Annotated in this window: 14 protein-coding genes; 9 read left to right on the top strand and 5 right to left on the bottom strand. The window is 75.9% G+C overall.

Annotation, left to right across the window (positions count from 1 at the left end):
* Positions 1-108 precede the first annotated feature (108 nt).
* From ACI79I_RS17725 to ACI79I_RS17715, 3 genes are all read right to left on the bottom strand, one after another.
* The gene (locus ACI79I_RS17725; RefSeq protein WP_456993636.1) at positions 109-2337 is read right to left on the bottom strand and encodes an MMPL family transporter; all 2229 of its coding nucleotides are present in this window, start codon (positions 2335-2337) and stop codon (positions 109-111) included.
* A gap of 6 nt (positions 2338-2343) precedes the next feature.
* A complete protein-coding gene (locus tag ACI79I_RS17720; RefSeq protein ID WP_456993635.1) occupies positions 2344-2934 on the bottom strand; it encodes a TetR/AcrR family transcriptional regulator in 591 nt (196 codons plus the stop codon).
* A 138-nt stretch (positions 2935-3072) separates the two neighbouring features.
* Positions 3073-4566, bottom strand: coding sequence for a CoA-acylating methylmalonate-semialdehyde dehydrogenase (locus ACI79I_RS17715; protein WP_456993634.1), 1494 nt, complete (start codon positions 4564-4566; stop codon positions 3073-3075).
* Positions 4567-4901: 335 nt separating this feature from the next.
* Here ACI79I_RS17715 and ACI79I_RS17710 point away from each other — a divergent pair, with 335 nt between their 5' ends.
* Together ACI79I_RS17710 and ACI79I_RS17705 are read left to right on the top strand one after the other, a co-directional pair.
* Entirely contained in the window at positions 4902-5702 is an 801-nt protein-coding gene (locus tag ACI79I_RS17710; RefSeq protein WP_456993633.1) for an alpha/beta fold hydrolase, read from the top strand.
* Positions 5703-6144: 442 nt separating this feature from the next.
* Positions 6145-6684, top strand: a complete 540-nt coding sequence (locus tag ACI79I_RS17705; protein ID WP_456993632.1) for a DinB family protein — start codon at positions 6145-6147, stop codon at positions 6682-6684.
* Positions 6685-6700: 16 nt separating this feature from the next.
* Here ACI79I_RS17705 and ACI79I_RS17700 read toward each other — a convergent pair whose 3' ends face one another.
* Positions 6701-7003, bottom strand: coding sequence for a hypothetical protein (locus ACI79I_RS17700; RefSeq protein WP_456993631.1), 303 nt, complete (start codon positions 7001-7003; stop codon positions 6701-6703).
* 42 nt (positions 7004-7045) lie between these two features.
* Here ACI79I_RS17700 and ACI79I_RS17695 point away from each other — a divergent pair, with 42 nt between their 5' ends.
* The 3 genes from ACI79I_RS17695 to ACI79I_RS17685 are packed head-to-tail and all read left to right on the top strand — an operon-like array spanning position 7046 to position 10115.
* Positions 7046-7732 (top strand): class I SAM-dependent methyltransferase, encoded by a 687-nt coding sequence (locus ACI79I_RS17695; RefSeq protein ID WP_456993630.1) that lies wholly within the window; start codon positions 7046-7048, stop codon positions 7730-7732.
* Between the two features lie 30 nt (positions 7733-7762).
* Positions 7763-9208, top strand: coding sequence for a lipase maturation factor family protein (locus ACI79I_RS17690; protein ID WP_456993629.1), 1446 nt, complete (start codon positions 7763-7765; stop codon positions 9206-9208).
* A gap of 31 nt (positions 9209-9239) precedes the next feature.
* Positions 9240-10115, top strand: coding sequence for an ABC transporter substrate-binding protein (locus tag ACI79I_RS17685; protein WP_456993628.1), 876 nt, complete (start codon positions 9240-9242; stop codon positions 10113-10115).
* Positions 10116-10122: 7 nt separating this feature from the next.
* Here ACI79I_RS17685 and ACI79I_RS17680 read toward each other — a convergent pair whose 3' ends face one another.
* Positions 10123-11016, bottom strand: coding sequence for a LysR family transcriptional regulator (locus ACI79I_RS17680; RefSeq protein ID WP_456993627.1), 894 nt, complete (start codon positions 11014-11016; stop codon positions 10123-10125).
* A 119-nt stretch (positions 11017-11135) separates the two neighbouring features.
* On the opposite strand from ACI79I_RS17680, the gene ACI79I_RS17675 reads away from it, so the two are divergent.
* The 4 genes from ACI79I_RS17675 to ACI79I_RS17660 all read left to right on the top strand — a co-directional run bounded on the left by ACI79I_RS17675 (position 11136) and on the right by ACI79I_RS17660 (position 14457).
* A complete protein-coding gene (locus tag ACI79I_RS17675) occupies positions 11136-11801 on the top strand; it encodes a GntR family transcriptional regulator (protein ID WP_456993626.1) in 666 nt (221 codons plus the stop codon).
* A gap of 73 nt (positions 11802-11874) precedes the next feature.
* Positions 11875-12585 carry a 4-carboxy-4-hydroxy-2-oxoadipate aldolase/oxaloacetate decarboxylase gene (locus tag ACI79I_RS17670; protein ID WP_456993625.1) on the top strand — a complete coding sequence of 237 codons (711 nt, stop codon included), beginning with the start codon at positions 11875-11877 and terminating at the stop codon, positions 12583-12585.
* Positions 12578-13684, top strand: coding sequence for a 4-oxalomesaconate tautomerase (locus tag ACI79I_RS17665; RefSeq protein WP_456993624.1), 1107 nt, complete (start codon positions 12578-12580; stop codon positions 13682-13684). The genes ACI79I_RS17670 and ACI79I_RS17665 overlap by 8 nt, the downstream gene beginning before the upstream one ends.
* Positions 13681-14457 carry a DUF1932 domain-containing protein gene (locus ACI79I_RS17660; protein WP_456993623.1) on the top strand — a complete coding sequence of 259 codons (777 nt, stop codon included), beginning with the start codon at positions 13681-13683 and terminating at the stop codon, positions 14455-14457. Before ACI79I_RS17665 ends, ACI79I_RS17660 begins: the two co-directional genes overlap by 4 nt.
* The last annotated feature ends 53 nt before the right edge of the window (positions 14458-14510 follow it).

Raw genomic sequence — 14510 nt, 5'->3', positions numbered from 1 at the left:
CCCCCCCCCCCCCCCCCCCCCCCCCCCCCCCCCCCCCCCCCCCCCCCCCCCCCCCCCCCCCCCCCCCCCCCCCCCCCCCCCCCCCGCGGGTCGGTCGGGAGGGGCCGGTCAGCGTGCCCCGGCGCCGACCGGCTCGTGCTCCTCGGTGCGGGTGGGGGCGGCCTTCTCCAGGGCGGCACCCTCGACGTCGAGCACGGGCAGCCAGCCCAGCCAGCGGGGGAGCCACCAGGCCCGCCGGCCGAGCAGGGCCAGTGCAGCGGGCACGAGCACCATGCGGACGACGAAGGCGTCGAAGAGGATGCCCATCGCCAGCGCGAAGGCGATCGACTTGATGGTCGCGTCCCCGGCCGGGACGAACCCGGCGAACACCGAGAACATGATCAGCGCCGCGGCGACGACGACCGGGGCCGCCTGCCGGAAGCCGGTGCGGATGGCCTCCAGCGGCGCGGCGCCGTGGCTGTGCGCCTCGTGCATCCGGGAGACCAGGAAGATCTGGTAGTCCATGGCCAGCCCGAACAGGATGCCGATGACCAGGATCGGCGTGAGGCTGATCAGCGGGCCGGTGCCCTCGAGGTTGACCACGTCGGCCAGCCAGCCCCACTGGAACACCGCCACCGTGGCGCCGAGGGAGGCACCGACGGTGAGCAGGAAGCCCAGCACGCCGACCAGCGGCACCAGCAGCGACCGGAAGACCAGCACCAGCAGCACCAGCGCCAGGCCCACGACCAGGACGAGGTAGACCGGCAGCGCCTCGTCGAGGGCCTGGGCCACGTCGACGCTGACCGCGGTCGCGCCGGTGACGGAGGCCTCGACCCCGTCCAGGCCGGCGAGCTCGGTGCGCAGGTCGGTGACCAGCTGCTCGGTGGCGGCGTCGGTCGGCCCGGACCCGGGGATGACGGTGAGCAGGGCCGCGCTGTCGTCGGCGTTGGGGACCGGCGGGGTGACCAGCGCGACGTCGTCCAGCCCCATGACGTCCCCGCTGACCCGTGCCGCCGCCTCGGCCGCACGGTCGCCCTCGAAGAGGATCGTGATGGGCCCGTTGAAGCCGGCGCCGAAGCCGTCGGCGAGCAGCTGCTGGGCCCGCGCCGCCGTGCTGTCCTCGGGCGGCGTCTGCACCAGCGTCGTCTGCATGGAGGAGAAGGGGACGGCGATGACGCCCAGGGCCACCACCGTCAGGAGCAGGGAGGCGACCCGGCGGCGGGTGACCGTGGTGGCCCAGCCGGCGAGGAAGCCGCGCCGACTGCGCGCGTGCGCGGGGTGCCGGGGCTGCCCCGCCGCCGCGTGCGCGCCGTGCCGGGAGCCCTGCGCCAGGGCGGCGCGCTGCGTGCGGGGCAGCGCCCTGAGGCCCAGGAACCCGAGCACGGCCGGCACGAGGGTCAGGGCGACGAGGACGGCGGCGACGATGGTGGCGGCCGCGGCCACACCCATCTGCGTGAGGAAGGGGATGCCGACGACGAACAGGCCGGCGAGGGCGATCACGACGGTGAGGCCGGCGGTGACCACCGCCGAGCCGGCGGTGCCCACGGCCGTGGCGATCGCGGTACCGACCCCGGCCCCGTGCCGCAGCTCCTGCCGGTACCGGGTGACGATGAACAGGGCGTAGTCGATGCCGACCGCGAGGCCGAGCATCGCCGCCAGGATCGGTGTGGTCGAGGACAGCTCGGTGAAGCCGGTCGCGATGGTGACGCCCAGGACGCCGATGCCGACACCGACGACGGCGGTGAGCAGGTTCATCCCGGCGACGACCAGCGAGCCGTAGGTCACGGCCAGGACGACGAGGGCGACGACGACACCGATCGCCTCGGCGGGGCCACCGACGTGCGGCGGCTCCTGGACGGCCTCGCCGGTGACCTCGACGGTGAGCCCGCCGGCGTCGCCGTCCTCCACGGCGGCCAGCAGCGCGTCCTGCTCGGCCGGGGTCACCTCGCCGGGGGCGGCGGCGTAGGTCACCGTGCTGTAGGCGGTGGTCTGGTCCCGGTTCACCGCCGGCGCGGCGGGGTCGAGGGGGTTGCTGGCCGACGCCACGCCCGGCAGCTGCGCGAGCTCGCCGACCAGCTCGCCGACGGCCGCCGCGTTCGCCGGGGTGGTCAGCGTCTGACCGTCCGGGGCCGCCACCACCACCCGGGCCGTGGCGCCCCCGCTCGCGCCGAACTCCTCGCTGATCCGCTCGAGGGCGGTGGTCGACTCCTGCCCGGGGATGGAGAAGCTGCTCGAGGTCTCACCGGCCAGGGTGGCCGCGCCCGCGCCGCCTCCGACGAGGACGACCAGCCAGACGAGGACCACGATCGTTCGGCGCCGGTGGGAGAAGGCGCCGAGTCGGGACAACAGAACAGCCATGCGGGATCAGGCCTCCACCTGGTGGGGTTCGGTGCGTGCCGCGCCGGGACGGCCGTGGCCGAGCGCGTCGAAGCACGTGGCGACGATGTGCTGCCGCCACGCGGTGATCCGGTCCTCGGAGTGCGCGGCGAGGGTCAGGACGGCCAGCGCGGCGAGCGCGCCGACGACCCGCACGAGCCGGGGCGTCTCCGCGGTCTCGGGGTCGACGCCGAAGGCCTGCAGGACGAGGTCGGTGACGGCGTGCTCGGGGTCGGCGGCGCCCAGCTGCGTCGCCGGCGCGAGCATGAGCGCGACCAGCCCGGGATGGGCCAGGGCGACGTCGAGCAGGACCTCCAGGGCGTACCGGTCCCGCTCGGGTCCCGGCGGCAGGTCGCCCACCTGGTCGAGCACCCGGTGCCCGAGGGTGGCGGCCTGGTCCAGCACGGCCTCGTGCAGCGCGTCCTTGGTGGGGAAGTGGTGCAGCAGGCCGGCCTTGGACAGGCCCACGGCGTCGGCGATGTCCTGCACCGACGTCTTGGCGAAGCCGCGGCGGGCGAACAGGGCGGCTGCCCGATCGAGGATGCCCTCGTCGATCTGCTGTCGGAACGGCCGGGCCACGGGACCAGCGTAGGTCCCGACCGACCGTTTTGGTCGGCGGACCGACCGAAACGGTGGGTGCCGTCGGCCACAGCCCTCAGGCCGGCGGCACCCGGGACCGGCGCCGGCGGAGACGTGTCTCGCCGGCGCCGGCCGTCCTCAGGCGTTCTGCGGGAAGCCGAGGTTCAGGCCGCCGTGGCTGGGGTCCAGCCAGCGGCTGGTGACGACCTTGCCGCGGGTGAAGAAGTGCACGCCCTCGGCGCCGTGCGCGTGGGAGTCGCCGAACAGGCTGTTCTTCCACCCGCCGAAGGAGTAGTAGGCCATCGGCACCGGGATGGGCACGTTGATCCCGATCATCCCCACCTCGACCTCGTTCTGGAACCGCCGCGCGGCGCCGCCGTCGTTGGTGAAGATCGCGGTGCCGTTGCCGTACTCGTTGGTGTTGACCAGCTCGAGGGCGTGCTCGTAGGTGTCCACCCGCAGCACCGACAGGACCGGGCCGAAGATCTCGTCGGTGTAGACGCTCATGGACGGCTGCACGTGGTCGACCAGGGTGGGGCCCAGCCAGAAGCCGTCCTCGGCGCCGTCGGGCTCCACCCGGCGACCGTCGACGACGATCGTGGCGCCCTCCTCCTCCCCGGCCTCGACGTAGGACTCCACGCGGTCGCGGTGGCGCCGGCTGATCAGCGGGCCCATGTCGGCGCCCTTGCGCCCGTCGCCGGTGCGCAGCGTGGCGGTGCGCTCGGCGATCCGCGCGACCAGGTCGTCGCCGATCCCGCCGACGGCCACGACCGCGCTGATCGCCATGCAGCGCTCGCCGGCCGAGCCGAACCCGGAGTTCACCGCCGCGTCGGCGGCGAGGTCCAGATCGGCGTCGGGCAGCACGACCATGTGGTTCTTCGCCCCACCCAGGGCCTGCACCCGCTTGCCGTGCCGGGTGCCGGTCTCGTACACGTACCGGGCGATGGCGGTGGACCCGACGAAGGACACCGACCGGATGTCGGGGTGCTCCAGCAGCCGGTCGACGGCGACCTTGTCGCCCTGCACGACGTTGAACACGCCGTCGGGCAGCCCCGCCTCCTTCCACAGCTCCGCGATCCACAGCGACGCCGAGGGGTCCTGCTCGCTGGGCTTGAGCACGACGGTGTTGCCGGTGGCGATCGCGATGGGGAAGAACCACATCGGGACCATCGCCGGGAAGTTGAACGGGCTGATGACGGCCACCGGGCCCAGCGGCTGGCGCACCGAGTGGACGTCGACGCCGGTGGAGGCGTTCTCGGTGAACCCACCGCGGACCAGCGACGGGATGCCGCAGGCGTACTCGACGACCTCCTGGCCGCGGGAGACCTCGCCCAGGGCGTCGTCGAGGACCTTGCCGTGCTCGGCGGTGATGATCGCGGCCAGCTCGGGCTTGCGGGCGTTGAGCAGCTCGCGGAAGCGGAACAGCACCGCGGTGCGCTTGGCCAGCGAGGCGTCGCGCCAGCCGGGGAAGGCGGCGGTGGCGGCGGCGACGGCGGCGTCGACCTCCTCGGTGGAGGCCAGCGCGACCGCGCCGATGACCTCGCCGGTCGCCGAGTCGGTCACCTCGCCGGTGCGGCCGCTGGTGCCCTCCCGGCGGGCGCCGTCGATCCAGTGCGGGATGGAGGTGGGCATGGCTGCCTCTCTGGGAGCGGTGTCGTCGCGAGCGGGGTCGTGCGGGTCAGCTTGTCACCGGTGGGCGCGCTGGACCCGCCCGGACGCCGCCCGGGCCGCCGGCCGGGTGTCGCCCCCCGCCTGTCGGGTGCGCCACATCTGCGCCCGGCCCGCCGATCCCGGACGCGGGTGCCCTAGCCTCGGGTGCAGACCGCCGAACGAGCCCCGCCCGGTTGCCGGGGCGCCCGCCGTGGGGGAGAGGTCCCATCACCCGTCGTCATCCTCCTGTCCGTACGCGCCAGGTGCGCAGCGCGGACGGGACGCTCCTCAGTGCGTGGTCCAACGAGCAGGACGGGGTGCCCGTCCTGCTCTGCAACGGCCTGGGGGCCTCCGCCGCGGCGTGGCCGGGCCTCCTCGCCCGGGGCAGCGGCTTCCGCGTGGTCGGCTGGGACCACCGCGGCCTGGGTGCCTCGCAGCGGCCCCGGGACCCGGCGCGGGTGCGGGTGGAGGACCACGTCGCCGACGCCCGGGCGGTCCTGGACGCCCTCGAACTGCCCTCCGCGCTCGTCGTCGGCTGGTCGTTGGGCGTCAACGTCGCCTTCGAGCTGGCGCTGGAGGACCCCCGGCAGGTGAGCGGCGTGCTCGCCGTGGCCGGCGTCCCGGGGGGCAGCTTCTCGTCCCTGTTCGGGTCGCTCGGCCTGCCGCGCCGGCTGCGGGCGTCGGCCGGGCGCCACGGCAGCCGGTTGCTGCCGGTCGTCGGGCCGTTCCTGCCGCTGGTCACCGGCAGCCTGCAGCAGTGGCAGCCCCTGCTGTCCCTGGCCGCTGCCGACCGGGCGGCCGACGCCGCGCGGCTGTCGGGCCTGCTCGCGGTCGCCCACGAGTTCGCCGGCCAGGACTGGACGTGGTTCCGGCACATGGCCGTGGCCTCCGCCGACCACGCTCCGCTCGACCTGTCGCCGCTGACCTGCCCGGTGACCTTCGTGGCCGGCCGGTACGACGTGCTCGTCGACCCCGCCGACGTGCGGGCCGCCGCGCAGGGCGTCCCCGGTGCCCGCTACCGCGAGCTCCCCGCCTCGCACTTCCTGCCCCTCGAGCAGCCCGACGCGATGGCCGCCGAGCTGCGCCGGCTCGCCGAGGTGTGCGCCGTCCGGGCCTGAGTCGCCGGGCCGGCGTCCCCGGCGTCCACCCGCCGACCGGGGTTTCATCCGGCGAGGTGGGGGCACTGCAGCACCGAACCGGCCCCGGCGTGGCCGTCGAACCCCCGCGCCGGGGCCGTGGTACGTCCGTGGGACGTCGGCTCAGCTCTCGCCGGCCGCGGGGGCCGCGGAGGCCAGCGCGGTGCGGACCGTGTCGAGCAGCGGGCCCCGTGGGGAGTCGCTCCACTGCTGCAGGGCCACGCGCAGCGCGGCCGGTCACCCTGCGGGCCACCCCGACCTGCCCGCCGACGCCGTCGACGGGGCGCCCGCCTTCGACCCGGTGCCCGTCGAGGACGCGCGGGGCCTGCACCGCGCCCGCGGCTGACCCACCCACCCCGACGGCGACCGGCTCCGGCCGGTCGCCGTCGGGTCGCGCCGAGCCCCGCCGGTAGGTTCCCTGCGCGTGACCGACGTGGACGAGCAGGGCCGTCCGGAGCCGCCGCTGGCCGGCGACGAGACCGCCACCCTGGTGGGCTTCCTCGAGTACCAGCGCGCGACCCTGGCGTGGAAGTGCCGCGGCGTCGACGCGGCGGGGCTGCGGGCGACGGTCGGCGTCTCGCCGGTGACCCTGGGCGGGCTGCTCGAGCACCTCGCCTACGTCGAGGACGACTGGTGCTCGACGTGGCTGCGCGGGCGTGACCAGCTGCCGCCGTGGAACACCGTGGACTGGAGCGCCGACCGCGACTGGGACTGGCACTCGGCCGCCGAGGACACCCCCGACCAGCTCCGGCAGCAGTGGCAGGACTCGGTCACGCGGTCGCGTGCGGCGATCGAGGAGGCGCTCGCCCACGGGGGCCTGGGGCGACCGACCCGGCGCACCTGGCCCGACGGGCGGGCGCCGAGCCTGCGGTGGCTCCTGGTCCACCTGATCGAGGAGTACGCGCGGCACAACGGCCACGCCGACCTGCTGCGCGAGTCGGTGGACGGCCTCACCGGGGAGTAGGACCCGCCGGCGGCGGTCAGGGCGCCGCGCCGGGCAGCAGCCGCCGGACCGGCGGGGAGTCGCGGAGCGGCACCGGCCGGCCGGCCCGCTCGGCGGCCGCGAGGTGGTCGAGCAGCAGCTCGAGCCCGGGGCCGGACAGCGCGGTCACCGAGCCGGCGTCGATGCCCGCGACCGGCACCGGCTCGCGGCCGTAGCGCCGCACGAAGGACTCGACGGCGGCCGCGTCGACCGCGCCGGCCAGGCAGAGCACCCCGCCGCCGGCGGTGTTGAGCAGACGGACGACGCCCCGCGCTGTGGCCGGGCCGGGTTCGGGGCTCACCGGACCAGTGTGCCGCCGCCTCGGCGGTGCCACCCTGGAGCCGTGGACGTGGTCGACGACTACGACGCCGCCCCGGAGCGCTACCGGCTGGGCACGGCCACCACGCGGGCGTACTGCTCGGCGAGCCTCTACGCCGAGGTCGCCGCCCGGCTGCTCACCCTCGACGCCCGGCGGGTCCTGGACGTCGGCTGTGCCGAGGGCGTGCTGCGGGAGGCGGTGCCCCCCGGGCCGCTCGTCGTCGGACTGGACGCCGCCGCGTCGATGGCGCGCGCGCACCCGGCTCCCGTCGTCCGGGCCGACGCGGCCGCGCTGCCGTTCGCCGACGGCTCGTTCGACGCGGTCACCGCGCTCAACGTGCTGTACCACCTGGCCGACCCGCTCCCGGCCCTCCGTGAGGCCCACCGGGTCCTGCGTGCCGGGGGCACGCTGCTGGTCAGCGCGATCTCCCGGACCGACTCGCCGGAGTTCGCCCCGCTGTGGTCGCGCCCCTCCACCTCCTTGGACGCGGAGGACGCCCCCGCGCTGGTCGGTGCGGTCTTCGACCGCGTGGACGTCACCCGCTGGGACGCGCCGCTGGTCACCCTCCCCGACGCGGCCGCCGTCCGCGACCACCTGCTCGGCCGGCAGGTGCCGAGCGACGTCGCGCTCCGGGCGGCGCAGGAGCTGCCGACGCCGCTCCGGGTCACCAAGCGGGGCGCACTCCTGGCCGCCTCGGTCCGCGCTCGGTGACGGACCCGCGCACCGGGTAGGGAGGGGTGCGTGGACTGGCTGTCCGACCCGGGCTACTGGTCGAGCCGGCTGGTGTTCACCCGCGGCCTGGCGCTGGTCTACCTGGTCGCCTTCGTCGCGGCCCTGCGCCAGTTCCGGCCGCTGATCGGCACCTCGGGGATGCTGCCGGTGCCGCGCTTCCTGGCCCGGACGCCGTTCCGCAGGGCGCCGAGCCTGTTCCACCTGCACTGGTCGGACCGGTTCTTCGCCGTCGTGTGCTGGACCGGGATCGTCCTGTCGGCGGCGGCGCTCGCCGGGCTGACCGACCGGGCGCCGCTGTGGGGCTGGATGGCGGCCTGGGCGCTGATGTGGGTGCTGTACCTGTCGATCGTCAACGTGGGCCAGATCTGGTACGGCTTCGGCTGGGAGTCGCTGCTGCTGGAGGCGGGCTTCCTGGCGGTCTTCCTGGGGCCCGCCGACGTCGCCCCGCCGGTCCTGGTGCTGTGGCTGCTGCGCTGGCTGCTGTTCCGGCTGGAGTTCGGCGCCGGCCTGATCAAGCTGCGCGGCGACCCCTGCTGGCGGGACCTGACCTGCCTGCGCTACCACCACGAGACCCAGCCGATGCCCAACCCGGCGAGCTGGTGGTTCCACCACCTGCCCCCGCGGCTGCACACGGTGGAGGCGCTGGCCAACCACGCCACCCAGCTCGTCGTCGTCTGGGGCCTGCTGATGCCGCAGCCGGTGGCCACGGGGGCCGCGCTGGTGGTGATCGTCACCCAGGGGTACCTGGTGCTCAGCGGCAACTTCGCCTGGCTGAACTGGCTCACGCTGGTGCTGGCGACCTCGGTCGTGGACGGCCGGGTGTGGGACGCCGTGCTGCCGCTGGAACCGCCGGCGCAGCTGGTCGCGCCCGCGTGGCACACGGCGCTGGTCGTCGGGGTCACCGCGGGGCTGCTGGTGCTGAGCTGGCGTCCGGCCCGGAACCTGGTGTCCCGGCGGCAGCGGATGAACGCCAGCTTCGACCCGCTGCACCTGGTGAACACCTACGGCGCGTTCGGGTCGGTCACCCGCACCCGCTACGAGGTGGTCGTGGAGGGGACCGCCGACCCCCACCCCGGCCCGGACGCCGTCTGGCAGGAGTACGAGTTCCGCGGCAAGCCCGGCGACGTGCACCGCCGGCCCCCGCAGTACGCGCCCTACCACCTGCGGCTGGACTGGCTGATGTGGTTCGTCGGCATCGACCCCGGCTACGGCAGCCGCTGGCTGCGCCCCTTCCTGCTGCGGCTGCTGGAGGGGGACCGGGCCACGCTGCGGCTGCTGCGCCGCTCCCCCTTCCCGCCGGGGTCGCCGCCGGCGTTCGTCCGCGTGCGGCTGTACCGCTACCGGTTCACCACGCTGGAGGAACGGCGGGCGACCGGTGCCTGGTGGTCGCGCACACCGGCCGGCGTGCTGGTGGACCCGGTGTCGCTGGACCAGTTGCGGTCGGCGGCGCGCTGAGCCGGTCGCCGCTGCGGCGCTAGCGTGAGGCGTGCGGATCGCCTCGCTGCTGCCCGCCGCCACGGAGATGGTGACGGCGCTGGGGCTGGCCGACCGGCTGGTCGCGGTGACCTTCGAGTGCGCCGCCGAGGCCCGGGAGCGCTGCCCGGTCGTCGTGGACACCGTGATCCCGCCGGGCCTGACCCCCGGCGAGATCGACGCGTGGGTGCACGACCGGGCCGCCCGGGGCCTGCACCTGTACGAGCTGGACCGTGCCGCCCTGGCCGCGGCCGACCCCGACCTCATCCTGACCCAGGACCTCTGCCGCGTCTGCGCGCTCCCGGCGGCGACGGTGGAGGAGGCCTGCCGGGTCATCGGCACCGACGCCACGGTGCTGTCGATCGACCCGCACGGCCTCGACGACGTCCTGGACGCCGTGGCCGCGGTCGGCCGCGCGGCCGGTGCCGCCGGGACCGCGGAGGCGCTCGTCGGGGACCTGCGTGCCCGGCTGAAGGCCGTCGAGCGCGCGGTCGCCGGCCGGCCGCGGCCCCGCGTCCTCGTGCTGGAGTGGACCGACCCGCCCTACCTCGCCGGGCACTGGGTCCCCGAACTGGTGCGCCGGGCGGGCGGCGAGCCGGTGGGGGCGGTCGAGGGCGGCAACAGCGTCGCGGTGGGCTGGTCGGAGCTGCCCCCGGCCGACCTCGTCGTGGTGGCGCCGTGCGGTGTCGGCCTGGCGGAGGCCCTCGACCAGTGCGCGTCGGTCGCCGGGCACCTCCCGGGGGTCCCGCTGCTGGCGATCGACTCGGCCGGCTACGTCGTGCAGGCCGGCCCCGCGCTGGTCGACGGGGTGGAGGCGCTGGCCTGGGCCCTGCACCCCGACGCCGTCCCGGAGCCCCCGCCCGGCCGGGTCGCGCGCCCGGCGGGCTGACCGCGGGTCAGACCGGCGGGCCCTCCTCCAGGAGGGAGAGCAGGGCGCGGGCGCTCGGCGCGGAGGGCACGGGGGAGCGGTGCACCAGGCCGATCGGGTGCCGCGCGGCCGGGTCGTCGAGGGCCAGGACGACGACCCCCGCCACACCCTCCGCGGCGGAGGCGGGCACGAGGGCGGCGCCGAACCCGAGGCCGACGAAGCGCACGACGGCGTCCGAGGTGCCGAGCTGGAAGGCCACCGAGCGCTGCACCCCGGCCCGGTCGAAGGCCGCATCGACCTGCAGTCGCAGCCCGGTCTCGTCGCGCATGTCCACGAACGGCCCCGCCGCGGCGAGCTCCGCGACGGACACCACCGGTCGCCCGGCGAGGGGGTGCGCGGCGGGGACGACGGCGACCAGCGGCGCGTCGGCGAGCAGGCGGTGCACGAGGCCGGGCGGGACCTGCCCGGCGGACAGGCCGACGAAGGCCAGGTCCAGCTCGCCGGTGCGGACCTGCTCGGTCATGTGCCGGCTGCCGGTGTCCTGCACGGCGATCTCCACCGCGGGGTGCCGCTCGCGGAAGCCGAGCAGCGTCCGCTCGAGGGAGGGCACCTCCCGGGCGGCGGCACCGACGATCCCGAGGCGCAGCCGGCCGGTCACCACCCCGGAGAACGCGGCGAGCTCGGCGCGGGCCACCTCGGCGCCGCGGAGCAGCGCCCGGGCGTGGGGGAGCAGCAGCTCGCCGGCAGGCGCCACGGAGACCGAGCGGCTGGTGCGGTGGAACAGCGTCACGCCGAGCTCCCGCTCCAGGCGCGCGACCTGGGCACTGAGCGCGGACTGGACGACGTGGCAGCGGGCCGCGGCGCGGGTGAAGCTGCGCTCCTCGGCCACGGCGACCACGTACTCCAGCTGCCGCAGGTCCATCGGTCTCCGATCGGGACGGGTGCTCAGGGTGGTGGACAGTGTGCGGCGACTCCGGGCCGGCTCGCGATCCGTGACGACAGGATTGTTGACAATCGTGTCGACGAGTTTAGGCTGGGGAGGTGGGGTCACGGGAGGTCGCCATGGAGGACGGTCCGCGCGGCCGTGCCACGGCCGACGGCCGACTGCGGGAGGCGATCACCCGCGGCGACATGCCTCCCGGCCACCGGCTGGTCGAGGCCGACCTCGCCGAGGCGTTCGGGGTGAGCCGGAGCGCCGTGCGGCTGGCCATCGACGCGCTCATCGCGGAGGGGCTGGTCGAGCGGATCCCGAACCGGGGTGCCCGGGTGCGGACGGTCTCCGTCGCGGAGGCCATCGAGATCACCGAGTGCCGCATGGTCCTCGAGGGGCTGCTCGCCGCCAAGGCCGCGGAGCGGGTCACCGAGGCCGAGGTCGACCGGCTGCGTGCGCAGTGCGACCGCATGCAGCAGGCCCTGGCCGACGGCGACCTGCTGGGGTACTCCGCGCTGGTCGCCCAACTGCACTGCCTGATCCGCGACGCCGCGGAGCAGCCCACGGCCGCGCGGCTGATCGAGCGGCTGCAGGCGCAGATCGTCCGCCACCAGTTCCAGCTGTCCCTGCGGCCCGGCCGCGCGCGGCAGTCGTCGGCCGAGCTCCACCGGGTCGTCGAGGCCATCGTGGACCGGGACCCGCACGCGGCCGAGGCGGCGGCGCGCAGCCACTTCGAGAGTGTCGTCGCCGCCCTCGCCGAACCCGCGACCGACTGACCCACCACCCCGAGGAGATGCCCGTGTCCCACTCCCACCCCGCAGACCGCACCGGGACCCCGGAGGTGTCGGCATGAGGACCGTCGTCGTGACCGACCCGCCCCGCGCCGACGTCGGCGAGGCCGAGGCGCTGGGCACCTTCGGCGTGGCCACCGTGCACGAGGCGCTGGGCCGGGTCGGCTACCTCGGCCCGGAGTTCCGGCCGGCGTGGCCGGGAGCGCGGATCGGCGGCACGGCCGTCACGGTGGTGTGCTGGCCCGGGGACAACCTGATGATCCACGTCGCGGTCGAGCAGTGCCGGCCGGGTGACGTCCTGGTGGTGGCGACGAACTCGCCGTCCACCGACGGGCTGTTCGGCGAGCTGTTCGCCACCGCGCTGGCCCACCGCGGGGTGCGCGGCGTGGTCCTCGCCAGCGGCGTGCGCGACGTCGCCGAGCTGCGCGAGATGGGCTTCCCGGCCTGGTCCCGCGCGGTCAGCGCGCAGGGCTCGGTCAAGGCGACCGCCGGAGCGGTCAACGTGCCCGTCGTCCTGGGTGGCCAGACGATCCACCCCGGCGACGTGGTGCTCGGTGACGACGACGGGGTGATGGTGGTGCCGCGCGCCGACGTCGGCCGGGCGCTGACCGCCTCGCAGGCCCGGATCGACAAGGAGGCCGCCGCCCGCGCCGCCTTCGAGCAGGGTGAGCTGGGCCTGGACCGCTACGGCCTGCGCGAGCGGCTGCCGGAGTTCGGCATCGAGTACGTGACCTACGAGCAGTACCGGCAGGGGGCCGGCGGTGAGTGACGCCACCGGGTACGACGCCACCGGGGTGCGCTGCACGATGCTGCGCGGCGGGACCTCCCGCGGCCTGTTCTTCGAGCCAGGCGACCTCCCGGCCGATCCCGCGGCCCGCGACGACCTGCTGCTGCGGCTGATGGGCACCCCCGATCCGCGGCAGATCGACGGGCTGGGCGGCAGCACCTCGCTGACCAGCAAGGTCGCCCTCGTCGGCCCGTCGGAGCACCCCGACGCCGACGTCGACTACCTGTTCCTGCAGCTGGGCGTGGACGAGGCCACCGTGAGCACCCAGCAGAACTGCGGCAACATCCTGGCCGGCGTCGGGCCCTTCGCCGTCGAGCGCGGCCTGGTGCCCGCCGGCACCGAGGAGACCACCGTGCGGATCCGGATGGTCAACTCCGACAGCGTCGCCGTCGCCACGTTCCCCACGCCGGGCGGCCGGGTCGAGTACCGCGGCGACGTGGCGATCGCCGGCGTGCCGGGGACGGCCGCCCCTGTGGTGCTCGCCTTCACCGACACCGAGGGGTCGGCGACCGGGAGCCTGCTGCCCACCGGCCACCTCCGCGACACCGTCGACGGGGTCGAGGTCACCTGCGTGGACAACGGCATGCCGGTGGTCATCGCGATGGCCGCGTCGTTCGGGCTGACCGGCTACGAGTCGCACGAGGAGCTGGCCGCCGACGCGGCACTGCTCGAGCGGGTGGACGCGCTGCGCACCAAGGCGGGGCAGCTCATGGGGCTCGGGGACGTGCGCCGGTCCTCGGTGCCCAAGACCGTGCTGCTCGCCCCGGCCCGGGACGGCGGCCAGGTGTGCACCCGGTCGTTCATCCCGGTGCAGCCGCACACCTCGATCGGCGTCCTGGCCGCGGTGAGCGTGGCGACGGGGATGCTGCTGCCCGGCGCGGTCGGGCACGAGCTCACCGCCGACTGGCCCGCCGACCGCTCGCAGGTCGACGTCGAGCACCCCACCGGCCACCTGCTGGTCGACGTCGTCGTCGACACCTCGGTCACCCCGCCCCGGGTGGAGCGGTCGGGGGTCGTGCGGACGGCGCGCAAGCTCTTCGACGGGACGGCGTTCCCGCGTGCCGGGGAGGGGGCCCGGTGAGCGCCCGCATCGCCGTCCTCGGCCTCGGGGAGGCCGGGTCGGAGATCGCCCGCGACCTGGTCGCGGCCGGCGCCGACGTCCGCGGCTACGACCCGAGGGGGATCGTCGTCGAGGGGGTGCAGGCCCGCGGCAGCGAGGCCGAGGCGGTCGCCGACGCCGAGCTCGTGCTCAGCGTGAACAGCTCGCACGACGCCGTCGCGGCGCTGGTCAACGCCCTGCCGGCGCTGCGTCCGGGCACCGTGTGGTCCGACCTGAACACCGCCTCACCCGGGGTCAAGGTCGCGCTGGTGGAACAGCTGGCCGGCCGGGACGTCGCGGTCGTGGACGTGGCGCTCATGGCGCCGGTACCCGGCAAGGGGCTGCGCACCCCGATGCTGGTCTCCGGCGAGGGCGCCGCCCGCTACGCCGAGGTCCTGGCCGGGTTCGGTGTGCAGGTCACGATCCAGCCGGGTCCCGCCGGGGAGGCGATCTCCCGCAAGCTGCTGCGCAGCGTCTTCTACAAGGGCCTGGCCGCCGCGGTGGTCGAGGCGCTCGCCGCGGCCGACGCGGCCGGCTGCGCCGACTGGCTGCGGGGCAACATCAGCGCGGAGCTCGCCGGCTTCGACGAGCGGACCATCGACCGCCTGGTCGACGGCACCCACCGGCACGCCCGGCGCCGCGCCGACGAGATGACCGCCGCCACCGACCAGCTCACCGAGCTCGGCGTGCCGCCGCGGGTCTCCGCCGCCGCCCGCGACTGGCTCACCGAGCTGCGCGACCGCCAGGACGGCTGACCGGCGCCGCCGGACGGCGCGCCGCCACCACCGACCACCATGCGAGGAGACGC

It is taken from the genome of Geodermatophilus sp. SYSU D01105 (assembly GCF_054050095.1).
Note: the sequence above shows the minus strand (reverse complement) of the source record. Positions and strands in the feature narration are given on the sequence as shown.